The organism is Litchfieldia sinesaloumensis, from assembly GCF_900156865.1.
GTDB lineage: Bacteria > Bacillota > Bacilli > Bacillales > Bacillaceae_L > Ferdinandcohnia > Ferdinandcohnia sinesaloumensis.
In genome coordinates this window covers 3,875,770-3,890,586 of the sequence record NZ_LT732529.1, presented here as the reverse complement: position 1 = coordinate 3,890,586, position 14,817 = coordinate 3,875,770, and the positions used below count along the sequence as shown (strand labels likewise).

13 protein-coding genes, 4 tRNA genes, 2 rRNA genes and 2 other annotated features (1 of these 21 only partly in view) are annotated in these 14,817 nt (G+C 41.5%); of the genes, 3 read left to right on the top strand and 16 right to left on the bottom strand.

Features of this window, described 5'->3' with window-relative positions:
• Positions 1-285 (bottom strand): co-chaperone GroES, encoded by a 285-nt coding sequence (gene groES, locus CZ490_RS19210; RefSeq protein ID WP_077620356.1) that lies wholly within the window; start codon positions 283-285, stop codon positions 1-3.
• Between the two features lie 388 nt (positions 286-673).
• On the opposite strand from groES, the gene CZ490_RS19205 reads away from it, so the two are divergent.
• Complete coding sequence (locus CZ490_RS19205) at positions 674-1,411, top strand: CPBP family intramembrane glutamic endopeptidase (protein ID WP_077620355.1); 738 nt, start codon at positions 674-676, stop codon at positions 1,409-1,411.
• A 3-nt stretch (positions 1,412-1,414) separates the two neighbouring features.
• The gene (locus tag CZ490_RS19200) at positions 1,415-1,618 is read left to right on the top strand and encodes a YdiK family protein (RefSeq protein WP_077620354.1); all 204 of its coding nucleotides are present in this window, start codon (positions 1,415-1,417) and stop codon (positions 1,616-1,618) included.
• Between the two features lie 28 nt (positions 1,619-1,646).
• Here the strand turns inward: CZ490_RS19200 and tatC are convergent, their stop codons facing one another.
• The 4 genes from tatC to moaC are packed head-to-tail and all read right to left on the bottom strand — an operon-like array spanning position 1,647 to position 3,783.
• On the bottom strand, positions 1,647-2,396 hold the full coding sequence (tatC, locus tag CZ490_RS19195; RefSeq protein ID WP_077620353.1) for a twin-arginine translocase subunit TatC: 750 nt from the start codon (positions 2,394-2,396) through the stop codon (positions 1,647-1,649).
• A gap of 16 nt (positions 2,397-2,412) precedes the next feature.
• Positions 2,413-2,604 (bottom strand): twin-arginine translocase TatA/TatE family subunit, encoded by a 192-nt coding sequence (locus CZ490_RS19190; protein ID WP_077620352.1) that lies wholly within the window; start codon positions 2,602-2,604, stop codon positions 2,413-2,415.
• Positions 2,605-2,636: 32 nt separating this feature from the next.
• Positions 2,637-3,278, bottom strand: coding sequence for a redox-sensing transcriptional repressor Rex (locus CZ490_RS19185; RefSeq protein WP_077620351.1), 642 nt, complete (start codon positions 3,276-3,278; stop codon positions 2,637-2,639).
• Between the two features lie 13 nt (positions 3,279-3,291).
• On the bottom strand, positions 3,292-3,783 hold the full coding sequence (gene moaC / locus CZ490_RS19180) for a cyclic pyranopterin monophosphate synthase MoaC (RefSeq protein WP_077620350.1): 492 nt from the start codon (positions 3,781-3,783) through the stop codon (positions 3,292-3,294).
• A gap of 290 nt (positions 3,784-4,073) precedes the next feature.
• Here moaC and CZ490_RS19175 point away from each other — a divergent pair, with 290 nt between their 5' ends.
• Complete coding sequence (locus CZ490_RS19175) at positions 4,074-6,008, top strand: ABC-F family ATP-binding cassette domain-containing protein (RefSeq protein WP_077620349.1); 1,935 nt, start codon at positions 4,074-4,076, stop codon at positions 6,006-6,008.
• Positions 6,009-6,380: 372 nt separating this feature from the next.
• Here the strand turns inward: CZ490_RS19175 and tsaD are convergent, their stop codons facing one another.
• From tsaD to CZ490_RS19120, 11 genes are all read right to left on the bottom strand, one after another.
• Positions 6,381-7,397 (bottom strand): tRNA (adenosine(37)-N6)-threonylcarbamoyltransferase complex transferase subunit TsaD, encoded by a 1,017-nt coding sequence (gene tsaD, locus CZ490_RS19170; RefSeq protein WP_077620348.1) that lies wholly within the window; start codon positions 7,395-7,397, stop codon positions 6,381-6,383.
• Complete coding sequence (rimI, locus tag CZ490_RS19165) at positions 7,390-7,857, bottom strand: ribosomal protein S18-alanine N-acetyltransferase (RefSeq protein WP_077620347.1); 468 nt, start codon at positions 7,855-7,857, stop codon at positions 7,390-7,392. Before rimI ends, tsaD begins: the two co-directional genes overlap by 8 nt.
• Before the next feature lie 2 nt (positions 7,858-7,859).
• The gene (gene tsaB, locus CZ490_RS19160) at positions 7,860-8,552 is read right to left on the bottom strand and encodes a tRNA (adenosine(37)-N6)-threonylcarbamoyltransferase complex dimerization subunit type 1 TsaB (protein WP_077620346.1); all 693 of its coding nucleotides are present in this window, start codon (positions 8,550-8,552) and stop codon (positions 7,860-7,862) included.
• Entirely contained in the window at positions 8,549-9,007 is a 459-nt protein-coding gene (tsaE, locus tag CZ490_RS19155) for a tRNA (adenosine(37)-N6)-threonylcarbamoyltransferase complex ATPase subunit type 1 TsaE (RefSeq protein WP_077620345.1), read from the bottom strand. Before tsaE ends, tsaB begins: the two co-directional genes overlap by 4 nt.
• A gap of 41 nt (positions 9,008-9,048) precedes the next feature.
• Positions 9,049-10,041, bottom strand: a complete 993-nt coding sequence (gene thiL / locus CZ490_RS19150) for a thiamine-phosphate kinase (RefSeq protein WP_077620344.1) — start codon at positions 10,039-10,041, stop codon at positions 9,049-9,051.
• Between the two features lie 388 nt (positions 10,042-10,429).
• Positions 10,430-10,505: transfer RNA gene (locus CZ490_RS19145), tRNA-Asp, on the bottom strand.
• Between the two features lie 72 nt (positions 10,506-10,577).
• Positions 10,578-10,654, bottom strand: a tRNA-Met gene (locus CZ490_RS19140).
• Between the two features lie 11 nt (positions 10,655-10,665).
• A 5S ribosomal RNA gene (gene rrf, locus CZ490_RS19135) occupies positions 10,666-10,781 on the bottom strand.
• A 181-nt stretch (positions 10,782-10,962) separates the two neighbouring features.
• Positions 10,963-13,893, bottom strand: a 23S ribosomal RNA gene (locus CZ490_RS19130).
• A gap of 146 nt (positions 13,894-14,039) precedes the next feature.
• Positions 14,040-14,115: transfer RNA gene (locus CZ490_RS19125), tRNA-Ala, on the bottom strand.
• A 19-nt stretch (positions 14,116-14,134) separates the two neighbouring features.
• Positions 14,135-14,211 (bottom strand) — tRNA-Ile (locus CZ490_RS19120).
• 110 nt (positions 14,212-14,321) lie between these two features.
• Positions 14,322-14,454, bottom strand: a sequence feature (16S ribosomal RNA rRNA prediction is too short).
• Positions 14,455-14,472: 18 nt separating this feature from the next.
• Positions 14,473-14,817 (bottom strand) — a sequence feature (16S ribosomal RNA rRNA prediction is too short) (it continues 132 nt past the right edge of the window).

The following is a 14,817-nucleotide window of genomic DNA, read 5'->3' as shown; positions in this document are numbered from 1 at the left end:
TTATCCGATAACAGCTAAAATGTCGCTTTCACGCAAGATTAAGTATTCAGTACCTTCGTATTTCACTTCAGTACCAGCATATTTTGAGAAGATGATTCGATCACCAACTGCGACCTCTAGAGCCACTCTTTCGCCACTGTCTAGTACACGGCCTGTACCTGCAGCAACAACTTTACCTTCTTGAGGCTTTTCCTTCGCAGAATCTGGTAATACAATCCCGCTTGCAGTTTTTTCTTCTGATTCAACAAGTTCAATAATAACGCGATCACCTAATGGCTTTAACAAGTGAAACAACCTCCTCAGATAATTTACATATAGTTTCGTTTTCTTATTAGCACTCATATGACCTGAGTGCTAACACAATTATTATATTAAATAATCTATACTTTTTTTGCAAGTATTTGATAAATAAATTTACAAAAAAAATGTATTTCTAGAACAAGCCTGTATTCCACCTATCTATGGTATGCACAAATAGGAAAAATAATCCTCCACCCTGATATTTTTTTGTTTCTTTCTATGAAAATTTGGATTTGCATTATACTAATGGATAAGTATGAATATATGTTACAATACAAAAGGTGGACAAATAAGCTAACTTTATCTCACTAAGGTTAATGTCTAGGCATTTGATTAAGTGAAAAATTATTCCACATATTAAAAGGAGATCTACATGAAAGTTAGATATTGGTATGTCATATTAACGTATATAATTATGCAATTCTCCGGTATTCTAGGTATCCCGTTACTGTTGTATTTTGGTATTGGGGACGGTTTAGAGCCGGATAAAGCAAAAAATACAATTATTGCAACTTGGACCGTTATTAGTTTTGTTGCTGCTCTTCCTATTGTTTTATTTTTATTAAGGCAGGACATTAAGGAAAGGCATCGAAATCTTGAACGTTCCTCCAAAGGCGAAGCGGTTGGTTGGGCGTTTGCTGGTGTGATTATGGCAATGACTGCCCAGGTTCTCGCTGCAAATATTGAAATTCACCTTTTTGGAATTGAACCAGGTTCAGAGAATACTCAAGAAATCATGAACCTTGTAAAATCTCTGCCTTTACTTGTGATTGTCGTATCGATTATTGGTCCAATCCTTGAAGAGATTATTTTTCGGCAAATTATTTTTGGTTCATTATATAAAAAACTAAACTTTTTCCTCTCTGGATTAATAAGTTCATTAATTTTTGCAGTTGTACATATGGATTTCACTCATATCTTAATTTACACAGCTATGGGCTTCACCTTTGCATTCCTCTATGTACAAACAAAACGAATTATCGTACCAATATTCGCACATGTTGCGATGAATACTTTTGTAGTAGCTGTTCAGACCATTTTTGCCGATGATATAGAAAGGATAATGAAGCAAGCTGAGAATCTGCAACAGACATTTATTGGAGGCTTTTAATTTATGCGAAGAACTTCACCTTTTGCGATGGGCATCATTTACGTGTTAATGGGCACTCTATTTACTTATTTGGCGATCGGATTTGCAACGGAGACAGTTTGGAATTTTTCCACAATTCTTTTGGCACTTTTCGCAACCTTCGACTTTGGTATGGCAATCAGGATGTTTGCCCTACATAATAAAATAAAAAAAGTCACAAAAAAATAACCTCAAATAGAGGTTATTTTTTATTCCCTTATTCCATACTATTAGCCGCTAGCATTTCAGCTTTTAATACTTTCCTATACGCACTTCTGGATACAAGAATACTAATTTCGTAAAGTCCAAATAATGGAACGGTAACCATCAGATGCGAGATTAACTCAGGAGGTGTGATTAATCCTCCAATAACCAAAAGGATAAAATACGCATACTTTCGTATTTTCGAAAGAAACATTGGCGTTACAATCCCCAATCTTGTTAAGAACATCACAATAACCGGCAACTGAAACAAAAATCCAAACGGCAATGTTAGCTGCAATAAGAATTGAAAATACTCGTTAATCCCTATCACCTGATTAATATCTAATCGTTCCGCCAATCTTGTCATGAAATTCACGACAAAGGGAAACAAAATAAAATAGGAAAAGGAGACACCTAGTAAAAACAAAAATACCGATATCGGGATATAACTAAGAGTTACCTTTCTTTCCTTCTCATACAAGCCTGGACTTATAAATGCCCACAGCTGATACAGTAAAAAAGGAGATGAGATAACGAGCGCTATAATAAACGCAAATTGCATATAAATCTTAATTGGATCTGTCATACGGAAAGCATTCATTGTTAGCTCTTTAGCTTCCTCAGCATTTTGCAGATATAGAATTACTGGCTCAGCAAGGAAAAAGCTTCCTAAAGCAACTATGAAGAAGAAAACGACTACATAGATCAGTCGTTTTCGCAGCTCACCGATATGATCAAAGATGGACATTTCGTTTTGGTTCATGTGACTCATCCTATCATTACTTCACATCTTGAGTTTCTTTCTTTTTAACATCATCATCGTCGTCATCTGCTAAGCCCTTTGTTGCGTTTTTAAATTCACGTAATGTGTTACCTGCTGCCTTTCCAAGTTCAGGCAACTTCTTTGGTCCGAAAATTAATAATGCCGCCACCACGATTAAAAAGATACTACCGAATCCTAGACTTCCCATTTAGGTCACCTCCTACAAATATAAAATGAATTCTATTCTTCGTTCGAATAATGCTTTAAAAAATAAACAAGTGCTTGTAATTCAACAGCTAAATCAATATGATGAACCCGAATATGTTCAGGTACATTAATTCTGGCTGGTGTAAAATTTAAAATACCTTTGATGCTTTTAGATACTAAGCGATCTGTAATCCCTTGGGCAGCACCAACTGGAACAGTTAAAATTGCAACAGTAACATCATCCGGCAATACTTTTTCAAGATCATCTAAATGATGTACTTCAACTCCACCAATGCTACTTCCTACCTTATTATAATCCACATCGAACGCAAGCTCAATTTTTGTATTATTATTTTTTGAAAAATTATAATGCAAAAACGCTGTACCTAGATTGCCCACTCCAATAAGTGCAACTTTTGTTAACTCATCTTGATCAAGCGTCTTACTAAAAAAGGATAATAAATAATTGACATTGTAGCCATACCCTTTTTTTCCTAATGCTCCAAAATAAGAAAAATCACGCCTTATTGTAGCTGAATCAACCTTTACAGCATCACTCAACTCTGCAGATGACACCCGTTGTTTACCTGAGGCATGCAAATTTTTCAAAAAGCGATAATAAAGTGGTAGCCTCTTGGCAGTTGCTTGTGGTATTTTTGATTGTTCTAGATTCATGTTAATTCCCCCACTACTTGCCTTTCAATTCCCTATGAAAATCTCCGTTTTTTCCACCGGTCTTTTCTTCTAAATAGGTTGGTCCAATAACCATTCCTTTATCCACTGCTTTACACATATCATATACGGTCAACACACAAACCGAGGCCGCCGTAAGTGCTTCCATTTCAACACCGGTACTACCCTTCGTTTTTACTGAAACAGAGATATGGAGAACATATTCATCTCCAACTGCCCAACTAAAGGAAATATCAACGCCCTTTAATGCCAATGGATGACACATCGGAATGAGCTCCGATGTTTTTTTAGCTGCCATAATACCTGCAACCTGTGACACAGCAAGAACATCGCCCTTACTAACCTCATTATTTACAATTTGCTCATAAATCATTTTATTAACAACAATACTTGTCTTAGCAATTGCGGTACGAACAGTGTCTGACTTTTCCGTAATGTCGACCATCTTTGCCCGCCCCTGCTCATTAAAATGGGTAAATGATGTCATATCGAACCCTCCCTAAACTGCAGTTCAAAAAGGAGGATGAAAAGGACCGAGAAGTTCAAGGCGGCGAAGCTTTGAGTAGCGGAACGTATGGTGTTAATACGTGAGCAACGGAAAAGCAAGCCAACGTAGAAATTCGATGTGTCATTTTCACCGGACTTTTTGAACATCCACATAAACTATACACTATTTTAACATATCTGTCTTTGTTACATCTGTGAACAATATCATTGCAGTTGCTCTATAACGATAATATGAGATACACTGATGATAGAAACAAGAGGTGAAATACTATGATTTTACTACAAGTAAATCAGCTCAAAAAATACTTTGCTGCTGATCTTATTTTATCGAATATAAAACTAGAAGTACAAACCCGTGATCGTATTGCCATTGTTGGCCGTAACGGTGCTGGGAAGTCAACGCTTTTAAAAATAATATCTGGGCAGATGTCTCATGACGGCGGTGAAATTATCAAGCCAAAAAGTGTGACAATTGATTACCTCGCACAAGATACAGGGCTTGAATCCACTCTCACTATCTGGGAAGAAATGCTAACTGTGTTTGCACCACTACAAAAGCTTGAAAAACACCTGAGAACCCTTGAAGTGAAAATGGGTGACCCCTCCCTTTTTGAAAACCAAGCTTCCTATCAAAAATTGCTTGAGGAATATGATCAGCTTCAAGTCGATTTCAAGGAACAAGGCGGTTATCAATATGAGGCTGATATACGTTCAATCTTACATGGTTTTAATTTTACCGAAGATGACTATCAAACGAAAATATCTAGCTTAAGTGGGGGTCAAAAGACACGACTCGCCCTTTGTAAATTATTACTTACAAAGCCTGATTTATTAATCTTGGACGAGCCAACCAACCATCTTGATATTAGCACCCTCACATGGCTTGAACAATACCTTCAAGGTTACCCAGGTGCACTATTAATTGTGTCCCATGACCGTTATTTCCTTGATAAGGTCGTCAACCAAGTATATGAAATTTCGAGACACACAAGCAAAAGATACGTTGGAAACTATAGTAATTACTTAAAATTAAAGGCTGAGAACTATGAACAGGAACTCAAACAGTATGAAAAACAACAGGATGAAGTTGAAAAGTTAAAGGATTTTATTGCCAAAAATCTTGTAAGAGCATCTACAACTAAACGTGCTCAAAGTAGACGTAAACAACTAGAACGAATGGAGTTAATGGATAGACCTTCAGGTGATGAAAAATCAGCTTCTTTCCGATTTGAAATAGAAAGACAAAGTGGAAATGATGTCCTAAGCGCAAGGGATATTTCGGTTTCCTACGAAAAGGATCATCCAATTGTTAAGAACATTGATTTCAATATATATCGTGAAGACAGCATCGCACTAGTCGGACCGAACGGGATTGGTAAGTCAACTCTTTTAAAAGCAATTACCGAAAAACTAGAACATGTTGATGGCACGATACGATTTGGATCAAATGTAACGATTGGTTACTATGATCAACAACAAGCAGACTTAAACTCAAATAAACGAGTTTTAAATGAATTATGGGATGAGTATCCCCTTAAACCGGAAAAAGAAATCCGTACCGTTCTAGGGAATTTCCTATTTTCAGGTGACGATGTGTTAAAAATCGTTTCTACATTAAGTGGCGGTGAGAAGGCAAGGCTTGCCCTTGCTAAGTTGATGATGGAAAAGTCAAACTTTCTTATTCTAGATGAACCGACTAACCACTTAGACCTTGATAGCAAGGAAGTCCTAGAGAATGCTCTAATTGACTATCAAGGAACTATCCTTTTTGTTTCCCATGACCGATACTTTATTAATCGGATTGCAACGAAAGTATTTGAGTTATCTAGAGATGGACTTACAGAATACCTTGGTGATTACGACTATTATCTTGAAAAGAAGTTTGAAATGGAAGAACTTGCGAGACTTGAGCTTCAAGAGAAAATGCCCGACAAACGTGTAGTAATCCAAGAAAAGTCATCTTATGAACAAGATAAGGAAATAAAAAAGAAAGAGCGTCAAAGAAAACGAAGAATTGAAGAGATCGAACTCGAAATTTCAACACTTGAAGCAAAAATTGAAGAGAATGATCAGTTGTTATGTGACCCAGAGGTCTACCAAAACCATGAAGAGGTTCAACGTATTAATGAGGAGAACGAAACCAACTCAGAAAAGCTTGAAGCACTAATGGAAGAATGGGAAACCCTCCATGAAACCAGTGGATAACAAATGAACTAAAACTAATTGACTATCCACAAATTAAGATATCCCCATCAAACCAAAAGGTGAAATGGGGATTTTTTTTACACCTTTTCCACAAAATATTAAGTTATACACCAAATTATCCACAGTGTCCACAGTTATAACATAGTTATCCACAAAAAATGTCCACGCATACATTGTATATATTTCGGGAACTCAAATAAGTTACTCACAATATCCACAGTATTGTGGATTATTTATCAACAAAAAAGTCCTCATTCAAGAAGAGGACTTTACTACTATCAAGTAAGCCTTATCACCTAAGTTTTTTTATGCGAACTAGCTTACCAACATTTTGTAATTAAAAGCTTATGCAAAGTGACTTACCCATATTGATTATAATTCAATATCTAAACCTGGATTCGCATTAAGCGCATAAGAAGAACGCGCTCCTTTTTCAAACAATACACTTCCAACCGCTGCAATCATAGCTGCATTATCCGTACATAGCGAAAGTGGTGGTATAATTAAGTTGACATCTGGTATTTCCGTAAATGATTTCTCTAGTGCTTCTCTAAGCCCCTTATTAGCTGCAACCCCACCCGCTAGTACTACTTGTTTAACCTTATATTCTCTAGTAGCCTTAACGGTCTTGGTTACTAACACATCAATAACACTTTCTTGAAAACTAGCGGCTAAGTTTTTCGGATCAATTGTTTCGCCTCGCTGCTCAGCATTATGAAGAGTATTGATAACAGCAGATTTTAATCCACTAAAACTAAAATCGTATGAATCTTCTTCCAGCCATGCCCTTGGTAAATCAATCGTAGCCGTCCCCTCATGTGCAAGGCGATCAATATGTGGACCACCTGGGTAAGGTAGGTTTAGTGTTCTCGCCACTTTATCATAAGCCTCACCTGCAGCATCATCTCTTGTCTCCCCAATCACCTTAAAGGAGGCATGCTCTTCCAAATAAACAAGCTCAGTATGACCTCCGGAAACAACTAAGGCCAATAAAGGAAACTCTAGCTCTTTGACCAATCGATTAGCATAAATATGACCAGCAATATGATGAACACCTAGAAGGGGAATATCGTGGGCAAATGCGACTGCTTTTGCAGCATTGACCCCAATTAGCAATGCTCCTACTAATCCTGGACCCTCAGTTACTGCAATTCCATCTATATCATCAAACGTCATCTCCGCCTTACTCAACGCTTCTTCAATCACAAGTGTAATAGCCTCAACATGGTGTCTTGATGCTATTTCTGGAACTACACCTCCGAAACGTTTATGACTTTCTATTTGAGATGCTACTACATTTGATAGAATCTCTCTTCCATTTCGTACTATTGATACAGCCGTTTCATCACAGCTTGTTTCAATTCCCATAATTATTTGATTATCACTCATTAAAATTCACCCACATTACTAACGCATCTTCATTATTATCCGTATAATAGTTTTTTCGAATCCCACCTGGTTTAAATCCTAACTTTTTATAAAGATTTTGTGCAACAAGATTTGATACTCTTACCTCAAGGGTCATTGTAGACGCCTGATGCTGCATGGCTAACAATTTCGCCTGCATAAGTAGGGCCTCCCCTAACTTCCTGCCTCTATATTCCGGTAATACCGCAATATTGGTAATGTGGGCTTCGTCCATAATAAGCCACATGCCACAATATCCGATTACTTGGCCATTATCGGTCATTACGATATACTTTGCAAATTGATTATGAACAAGCTCATTATAAAAAGCTTCCCTCTTCCATGGGATTGTAAATGCTGACTTCTCAACCTTCATGACACCATCCAGATCATCTAATGTCATAAAGCGAAACAAAATTTGTTGATTGATGATATCTTCCATGTTTAACCCTGCCTCTTCCCTAACCAATTCGCCTCCGCCTCTGCCAAACGTATATAATTTGGCACAAATGTATGAACATCAACAGGCGCTTTCTCCATCCCTATTATGGCTAATTCACTTGGTCTTGGATTCCAATCTGTATATGGTGCAACATATGCGAATTGCTTTAAATCTGTTTCTATTTGTTCCTTGTGGATAACTAAATCATTCCCAATAAAAAGTGCTGGTTTTGCTCTCTTTTCCAGCTCTCCTAACCAATCTGATAATAAAATAATTTTATCTTCCTCAACACATGTCAGCGTCTGTCCCACAAACTCATATAGCCCTGTGTACACTTGTCCCCGTCTAGCGTCAAATATCGGAGAAATATACCCATTAAAATGTCTACCGTTCGCTGCAACCACTTCTAAACTTGAAACACCTACTAACGGAATTTGTAATGACCAGGCCAACGTCTTTGCAATTGTTACTCCGATTCTCACTCCCGTATAAGAGCCAGGCCCCATTGCTACTACAATTCTGTCGAGTTCTTTTGGCTTTACACCACATTCCTTCATTAATTGTTCTATTGCAGGCATCACCCGTACAGAATGGTTTTTTTGTAAGTTTGTAACAACTTCACCAATTACCTTTTCTTCCTCAACAATTGCAATTCCCAATACAAAATTGGATGTATCTATAGCTAACACTCTCATTCGCTAAATAACTCCTCACATAAATGTTGATACCTTTCCCCTATCGGTGTCACGGTAATCTTACGTTTCATATCTCCTTGATGCTCGATTTTAATAGTAAGTCGATCCTGCGGCAATTGATCTTTGATGAGATGAGCCCACTCAACAACCGTCACACCCTCGCCATTAAAATACTCATCAAAACCTAAATCTTCATCACTATGCTCCAAACGGTATACATCCATATGATACAATGGAAGACTTCCCTTGTACTCCTTAATAATTGTAAATGTTGGACTGTTTACTGTTCTAGTAATGCCTAATCCCTTTGCTAGTCCTTTTGTAAAAGTCGTTTTTCCTGCCCCTAAATCACCTTCAAGAGTTATTACATCACCAGGTGATAGCCTTTGGGCCAAGCGATATGAAAAACTCCCGGTTTCATCGGGTGTATTTGTCACGAACTCATATTTTTCCATACACTCCACCTACTTCAACAAATACGTCACGCGCATTTATTCTAATTATGTTTAAAATGATTGTATCCCTTCATCTCTAGCTTCTGCAATTCTCCATTACGGTTTAATAATACTGATGAACTTCCTTCCTTAACAGTACCTATCTTTGAAATCAGATAACCATACGATTTTGCCACTTTCTGTAGATTATCCCATTCTGAAGCAGCCACTGTACCGACTAACTCAAAATCTTCTCCACCATAAAGCGCGAACTCCAGAGCTTGATTTTTATACTGCTTCTGAATTTCTCCACTTAAAGGAATTTTATCTTCATCTAGTATGAGGGATACATCACTTGCCCTTGCAATTTCATTAGTTTCGCTTGCTAACCCATCACTTATATCATTTAAAGAAACCCTTTTTAAAGTAGATAACAGTCTCCCCACTCCAACTCTAGGTGTTGGATATTGATGTTTACGGATAAGGGCTTTTTCTACCTCCGTGTGGGAACTCTCTGTACCTTTATGTAATAATACATTCAAACCGGCTGCTGAATCACCTATTGTACCCGATACAAAAACAATATCCCCAGGTAGGGCTTGACTACGCAATAGATGCTTTCCTTTCTCTACCTCACCCATCACGGTGACTGTTATCACTAGTGTGTTAGCAATTGAAACAGTATCGCCACCGATCAAATCCATATGGTATTTATCTGCTAGCATTGCCATACCTTCATAAATTGATAACAAATCTGTCTCATTCCATTCCTTAGGAATCGCAATTGAAACTAGATAATAGGTCGGAATTCCACCCATTGCTGCTATATCACTAATATTAACAGCTAACGCCTTATAGCCAATTTGATAGGGACTCATTGTTGCGGAAGTAAAATGAACCCCCTCCACCATCGTATCCATACAAATAATTTGTTCCATACCAACAGAAGGACGGAATAGAGCAGCATCGTCACCAATTCCAGCAATTAAACCGGACCTAGATACCTTCTTCGGCTTGATTTGGTTAATAAAGCGAAATTCATCCTGTAAAGCCATCAAAGTCACCTCAAAATAGTTGCAACAAAATAGTAAATTAATTTAGTGAAAAAAAGCCCTAGGTCAACGCCTAAGGACTTCCATTACAATAGTATAAGTTTACCGTATTTCAACAAAATCAGCAAAAAAAGATATTCAATGAGGGAATCTTGGCTATGAGTGTGGAGATAAGTGGTTAGATAAACGTGACGAAGGACTTTTCATCGAGGTTCCGGCTTCTTTCTGTCTTTCATAACCCTGATGAAGGACATTTTATTATTAAAATTTCAGCTTCTTTCGTCGGTCTTTCATATAAAAAACCACAGCATCATGACCATGGTTTACTTTACCTAAATATACATAAGCATAAAAAAAACGAAACCCCATCGTTTCGTGTGTTTGAAAAATATGGCGGTCCCGACCGGGATCGAACCGGCGATCTCCTGCGTGACAGGCAGGCATGTTAACCGCTACACCACGGGACCAACTTACTATGTATTCCAATTAGCAACAAAAACTATTTTACAATAACAACATAATAAGGTCAATAGTTTTTTTGGTTGCGGGGGCAGGATTTGAACCTACGACCTTCGGGTTATGAGCCCGACGAGCTACCAGACTGCTCCACCCCGCGATGATATTAAAGCCTAGCGATGTCCTACTCTCACAGGGACAAAGTCCCAACTACCATCGGCGCTGAGAAGCTTAACTTCCGTGTTCGGTATGGGAACGGGTGTGACCTTCTCGCCATCGTCACTAGACTATTATGAAGGATTCATTCCTTCAAAACTAGATAACGTACGCACATTCATGAAGTCATTTGTCTAGCTCCGGCTCCTAGCCTCTCGAGGTCGCTTCACTTCTTCTGTCAAAGTCTATCGACTTTTCGGTCAGAAGTTCCAGCGCTTGTCGAGGCAGTACAGTCGCCTACGCTTTTCTTTTTTGGTTAAGTCCTCGATCGATTAGTATCAGTCAGCTGCACATGTCACCATGCTTCCACCTCTGACCTATCAACCTCGTCATCTTCGAGGGATCTTACTAGTTTAACACTATGGGAAATCTCATCTTGAGGGGGGCTTCATGCTTAGATGCTTTCAGCACTTATCCCTTCCACACATAGCTACCCAGCTATGCCCTTGGCAGGACAACTGGTACACCAGCGGTGTGTCCATCCCGGTCCTCTCGTACTAAGGACAGCTCCTCTCAAATTTCCTACGCCCACGACGGATAGGGACCGAACTGTCTCACGACGTTCTGAACCCAGCTCGCGTACCGCTTTAATGGGCGAACAGCCCAACCCTTGGGACCGACTACAGCCCCAGGATGCGATGAGCCGACATCGAGGTGCCAAACCTCCCCGTCGATGTGGACTCTTGGGGGAGATAAGCCTGTTATCCCCGGGGTAGCTTTTATCCGTTGAGCGATGGCCCTTCCATGCGGAACCACCGGATCACTAAGCCCGACTTTCGTCCCTGCTCGACTTGTAGGTCTCGCAGTCAAGCTCCCTTGTGCCTTTACACTCTACGAATGATTTCCAACCATTCTGAGGGAACCTTTGGGCGCCTCCGTTACTTTTTAGGAGGCGACCGCCCCAGTCAAACTGCCCACCTGACACTGTCTCCAAGGCCGATAAGGCCTTCGGGTTAGAATTTCAATACAGCCAGGGTAGTATCCCACCAATGCCTCCACCGAAGCTGGCGCTCCGGCTTCCAAGGCTCCTACCTATCCTGTACAAGCTGTACCAAAATTCAATATCAGGCTGCAGTAAAGCTCCACGGGGTCTTTCCGTCCTGTCGCGGGTAACCTGCATCTTCACAGGTACTATAATTTCACCGAGTCTCTCGTTGAGACAGTGCCCAGATCGTTACACCTTTCGTGCGGGTCAGAACTTACCTGACAAGGAATTTCGCTACCTTAGGACCGTTATAGTTACGGCCGCCGTTTACTGGGGCTTCGATTCAGAGCTTCGCTTGCGCTAACCCCTCCTCTTAACCTTCCAGCACCGGGCAGGTGTCAGCCCCTATACTTCGCCTTGCGGCTTCGCAGAGACCTGTGTTTTTGCTAAACAGTCGCCTGGGCCTATTCACTGCGGCTTTTCAGGGCTATTCACCCTAAAAAGCACCCCTTCTCCCGAAGTTACGGGGTCATTTTGCCGAGTTCCTTAACGAGAGTTCTCTCGATCACCTTAGGATTCTCTCCTCGCCTACCTGTGTCGGTTTGCGGTACGGGCACCATTTACCTCGCTAGAAGCTTTTCTTGGCAGTGTGGAATCAGGAACTTCGGTACTATATTTCCCTCGCCATCACAGCTCAACCTTATGGTAAGCGGATTTGCCTACTTACCAGTCTAACTGCTTGGACGCGCATATCCAACAGCGCGCTTACCCTATCCTCCTGCGTCCCTCCATTGCTCAAACGGTAAAGAGGTGGTACAGGAATATCAACCTGTTGTCCATCGCCTACGCTTTTCAGCCTCGGCTTAGGTCCCGACTAACCCTGAGCGGACGAGCCTTCCTCAGGAAACCTTAGGCATTCGGTGGAGGGGATTCTCACCCCTCTTTCGCTACTCATACCGGCATTCTCACTTCTAAGCGCTCCACCAGTCCTTACGGTCTGACTTCGCTGCACTTAGAACGCTCTCCTACCATTGTTCGTAAGAACAATCCACAGCTTCGGTGATACGTTTAGCCCCGGTACATTTTCGGCGCAGAGTCACTCGACCAGTGAGCTATTACGCACTCTTTAAATGGTGGCTGCTTCTAAGCCAACATCCTGGTTGTCTAAGCAACTCCACATCCTTTTCCACTTAACGTATACTTTGGGACCTTAGCTGGTGGTCTGGGCTGTTTCCCTCTTGACTACGGATCTTATCACTCGCAGTCTGACTCCCGAGAATCAAGTCTTTGGCATTCGGAGTTTGACTGAATTCGGTAACCCGATGAGGGCCCCTAGTCCAATCAGTGCTCTACCTCCAAGACTCTAACTCGAGGCTAGCCCTAAAGCTATTTCGGAGAGAACCAGCTATCTCCAGGTTCGATTGGAATTTCTCCGCTACCCACACCTCATCCCCGCACTTTTCAACGTGCGTGGGTTCGGGCCTCCATTCAGTGTTACCTGAACTTCACCCTGGACATGGGTAGATCACCTGGTTTCGGGTCTACGACCACGTACTATTTCGCCCTATTCAGACTCGCTTTCGCTGCGGCTCCGTCTCTTCAACTTAACCTTGCACGGGATCGTAACTCGCCGGTTCATTCTACAAAAGGCACGCCATCACACATAAATGTGCTTTGACTACTTGTAGGCACACGGTTTCAGGTTCTCTTTCACTCCCCTTCCGGGGTGCTTTTCACCTTTCCCTCACGGTACTGGTTCACTATCGGTCACTAGGGAGTATTTAGCCTTGGGAGATGGTCCTCCCAGCTTCCGACGGGATTTCACGTGTCCCGCCGTACTCAGGATCCACTCAAGAGAGAACGAAGTTTCGACTACAGGGTTGTTACCTTCTCTGACGGACCTTTCCAGGTCGCTTCGTCTACTCCGTTCTTTTGTAACTCCGTATAGAGTGTCCTACAACCCCAAGAGGCAAGCCTCTTGGTTTGGGCTATCTTCCGTTTCGCTCGCCGCTACTCAGGAAATCGCGTTTGCTTTCTCTTCCTCCGGGTACTAAGATGTTTCAGTTCCCCGGGTCTACCTTCTCTTACCCTATGTATTCAGGTAAGGATACTGCCCCATTACGAGCAGTGGGTTTCCCCATTCGGAAATCTTCGGATCAATGCTTACTTACAGCTCCCCGAAGCATATCGGTGTTAGTACCGTCCTTCATCGGCTCCTAGTGCCAAGGCATCCACCGTGCGCCCTTATTAACTTAACCTGTTCGGCTTCGATAAGCGGCGGATTTCTTCGTCACCTCACTCGGTTCCTCGAACTCCTTGCTTCTCGTTCACCTAAAGTTGTTATAAGAACTTTTACTACTTCAATGAATGTTTTGTTACGTTATCTAGTTTTCAAAGAACGAATTGGTGGAGCCTAGCGGGATCGAACCGCTGACCTCCTGCGTGCAAGGCAGGCGCTCTCCCAGCTGAGCTAAGGCCCCAAATGGTATATAAGATGAATGGTGGGCCTAAATGGACTCGAACCATCGACCTCACGCTTATCAGGCGTGCGCTCTAACCAGCTGAGCTATAGGCCCATTCATTTATTAATTTAGAGAACTTTTAGCTCTCTCAAAACTAAACATAATACAAAGCGTCTTTTTTATGAAGTTCGTAGAACTTCAGTTTCCTTAGAAAGGAGGTGATCCAGCCGCACCTTCCGATACGGCTACCTTGTTACGACTTCACCCCAATCATCTGTCCCACCTTAGGCGGCTGGCTCCTTGCGGTTACCCCACCGACTTCGGGTGTTACAAACTCTCGTGGTGTGACGGGCGGTGTGTACAAGGCCCGGGAACGTATTCACCGCGGCATGCTGATCCGCGATTACTAGCGATTCCGGCTTCATGCAGGCGAGTTGCAGCCTGCAATCCGAACTGAGAATGGTTTTATGGGATTCGCTTAACCTCGCGGTTTCGCTGCCCTTTGTACCATCCATTGTAGCACGTGTGTAGCCCAGGTCATAAGGGGCATGATGATTTGACGTCATCCCCACCTTCCTCCGGTTTGTCACCGGCAGTCACCTTAGAGTGCCCAACTAAATGCTGGCAACTAAGATCAAGGGTTGCGCTCGTTGCGGGACTTAACCCAACATCTCACGACACGAGCTGACGACAACCATGCACCACCTGTCACTTATGTCC